General features: G+C 68.2%; 4 protein-coding genes. 3 read left to right on the forward strand and 1 reads right to left on the reverse strand.

Annotated elements, in window-relative coordinates; all coding sequences use genetic code 11:
• Window positions 1-1,018: NAD(P)/FAD-dependent oxidoreductase (locus tag VJN29_RS13825; RefSeq protein WP_324144210.1), on the forward strand; the 1,018-nt coding region annotated here is incomplete at its 5' end.
• Window positions 1,015-1,194, forward strand: a complete 180-nt coding sequence (locus VJN29_RS13830; protein ID WP_324144211.1) for a DUF1059 domain-containing protein — start codon at window positions 1,015-1,017, stop codon at window positions 1,192-1,194. The genes VJN29_RS13825 and VJN29_RS13830, both read left to right, overlap by 4 nt.
• Window positions 1,195-1,225: 31 nt before the next feature.
• Here the strand turns inward: VJN29_RS13830 and VJN29_RS13835 are convergent, their stop codons facing one another.
• Window positions 1,226-2,095: an alpha/beta fold hydrolase gene (locus VJN29_RS13835; RefSeq protein WP_324144212.1), complete on the reverse strand. Its 870-nt coding sequence runs from the start codon at window positions 2,093-2,095 to the stop codon at window positions 1,226-1,228.
• A gap of 149 nt (window positions 2,096-2,244) precedes the next feature.
• On the opposite strand from VJN29_RS13835, the gene VJN29_RS13840 reads away from it, so the two are divergent.
• Window positions 2,245-2,894: hypothetical protein (locus tag VJN29_RS13840; RefSeq protein WP_324144213.1), on the forward strand; the 650-nt coding region annotated here is incomplete at its 3' end.

The following is a 2,894-nucleotide window of genomic DNA, read 5'->3' on the forward strand; positions in this document are numbered from 1 at the left end:
CGCGCACTTCGACGTGGCAATCGTCGGGGCCGGCCCCGCCGGCCTGGCTGCCGCCGTGTACGGCTCGTCGGAGGGTCTCGAGACCATCGTGATCGAGCGTGGTGCCATCGGTGGCCAGGCCGGGTCGAGCTCGATGATCCGCAATTACCTGGGATTCGCCCGGGGAGTCCCAGGAGCGGAGCTCGCGAGACAAGCGTACGAGCAGGCGTGGGTGTTCGGTGCGGCCTTCCTGGATCAGGACGTGTCAGGACTCCGCTGCCACGACGACTTCCACGTGCTCGTCACGGCCGACGGGACGGAGATAGGTGCGAGCGCCGTCATCCTGGCGTGCGGGGTCAGCTACAACCGGTTGGACATCCCTTCGCTCGAGCGATTGGTGGGGAGTGGCGTCTATTACGGCGCCTCGCCCGCCGAGGCCAGGAATCTGGCGGGAGGGCGTGCCTTCCTGGTCGGTGCCGGGAACTCGGCGGGACAGGCCGCCCTTCACCTGGCGAAGTGGGCAGCCGAGGTCACGCTCATCGTGCGGGGCGACAACCTCGGCAAGAGCATGTCCAAGTACTTGATGGACGAGATCTCGGCCGCGACCAACATCGACGTCCGGCTACGGACGCGTGTGGTCGACGGCTCTGGCAACGGTCGCCTCGAGACGCTGGTGATCGCTGACGACGCAGCCGGCGGCACCACCACGTCCGTGCCGGCCGACGCGCTCTTCGTGCTGATCGGGGCCAGACCGCACACCACATGGCTCCCACCCCAGGTGGCCCGGGACGCACACGGCTTCGTGGTCGCAGGCGCCGAGCTGGCTCACGACGGTCTCCTCGACGACTGGCTCCTCCCGCGCTCGCCGCGCGCCTTCGAAGCAAGCGTTCCGGGCGTATTCGCGGTCGGGGACGTCCGGTCACGATCCATGAAGCGGGTGGCGTCATCGGTGGGTGAAGGATCGGGGTCGATCAAGGAGATCCACCACTATCTCGGGTCACGGAGCAAGTGGGCAGCGTTGCGTCGGAGCCCGGCGTGAGCGACCCAAGCCAGGGAGGCAGCGACATGGGATGGGTCATCAAGTGCGACTGCGGGACGCCGATCCGCGGCCGAACCGACGACGAAGTCGTCGAGAACGCCCAGGATCACGCGAAGAGCAAGCACTCCTTGACCGTGACTCGAGAACAGGCGCTGGCCCTTGCCGAGAGGGAGTAGTCGGGATCTCAAGATCTTGACGTCGGACCTGTCAACCGGCGAGGAAGTTCATCACCGACTGGTTGAAGTCGTCTGGGCGCTCCAGCGGCATCACGTGTGAGGAACCGTCGCCTGTGACGAGTTCGAACCGGGCTCCGGGGATCCCCTTGGCCACCTCGCGTGCGGTCCACGGCGGCGTCAGAAGATCCTGCTCACCGACGATCACCAGGGTGGGGGCCTCGATGCCGCCGAGCCGAGCGAGGGCGTCGAACTGCAGATACGCCTGGGCCTGGCGATCGTAGGCCTCGGGGTCGATCGGGTTCGGGTTGCTGGCGAGCAATGCGACCGTCTCCTGCACCGCCTGGTGGTTGCGCAGGAAGGCCGAGGAGAAGAGCCACGCGAGCTGCTGAGCGCCGAACACGTCTCCGCTGGGGTCGTTGGCCTTGACCCAGTTCCAGACCGAGATCGGCTCGACGGCGCTGCGAGCCGGTGCCGCACCTGGACCCGCCAGCACGAGCCGATCCAGTCGATCGCCGTGCCGTAGCGCGAACTCCATCCCGATCATGCTTCCCATGGACAGGCCCAGTAGATGGGTGCGGTCGATGTCGAGCGCGTCGAGCAGGCCGGCCACGTCGTCAGCCATGTCCGCGATGGTGTAGGGGCGATCGGCCCGGGAGCTGCGGCCGGCGTCCCGGTTGTCGAGGAGGACGACACGGAACCGAGCGGAGAGCGCCGGGACTTGGTGCAGCGTCCACAGCGACGAGTCGTAACCGATCCCCATCACCAGGACGAGTGGAGGGCCGTCTCCATGAATCTCGTAGAACACGTCCTGCCCATTCGTGTGGACGGTTCCTGATCGCGGGCGGCGCGTGATGTTCGCCGACATCGCGGCTTCCTCGGGAGCGGTTGGTGCGCTCTTCATGAGGTCTCCTCGGGGTTGTCTCGTTGGCTCGGGGATTCGTGGTCCCCACCCGAGATGCGTGAGCAAGACTGTTACGGCGGTAACCCGCTGGGTTACGTTCGGCGCCGATTGACCGGGGCTCCGGTCGGCCATGGATCGGGAGGCGTGCGATGAGCGGTGGCGCTGCTCTGGGCCTCGTCGAGCAGGCACGTGACGCGGCCGCGGGGCGAGACTGGCAGCGGGCCTTCGAACTGCTCATGGAGGCGGATGGGTACGGGCTCCTCGGCGCCACCGATCTGCCGGTGCTTGCCGAGGTCGCCTATGCGGCCGGCCATCTCGATGTGACCATCGAGGCGTGGGAGCGCGCCCACGCCACATACGTGCAGGCAGGGGACGAGGTCGCGGCAGCAGGCGCGGCCGTTCGCGTCGCGATGCACCTGCTGTTCGACACCGCGCTCATGGCACCCGTGCGCGGCTGGATGGCGCGAGCGGACCGGCTTCTCGAAGGTCGGGGCGAGACGCCGACGCACGCGTGGGTGGCGGTCGTCCGCACCTTCGAGCGGATGCTGACCGGCGACCTGCCCAACGCCCGGCGGTCGGCCCGGCGTGCCATCGAGCTGGGCTCGACGTGGGACCCGGCGGCGTGCGCCCTGGGACGGGTCGCAGAAGCCCGGCTGCTCATCCTGGACGGCGATGTCCAGCAAGGTCTGGCACTGCTCGACGAGGCCGGGGTGGCGACCGTGTCCGGGGACCTCGATCCGCTCTCGACAGGTGTCGTCTACTGCGAGCTCGTGTGCGCGTTGCAGGGCCTCGCCCAGTA

The sequence above is a fragment of the Intrasporangium sp. genome (assembly GCF_035280925.1).
GTDB lineage: Bacteria > Actinomycetota > Actinomycetes > Actinomycetales > Dermatophilaceae > Intrasporangium.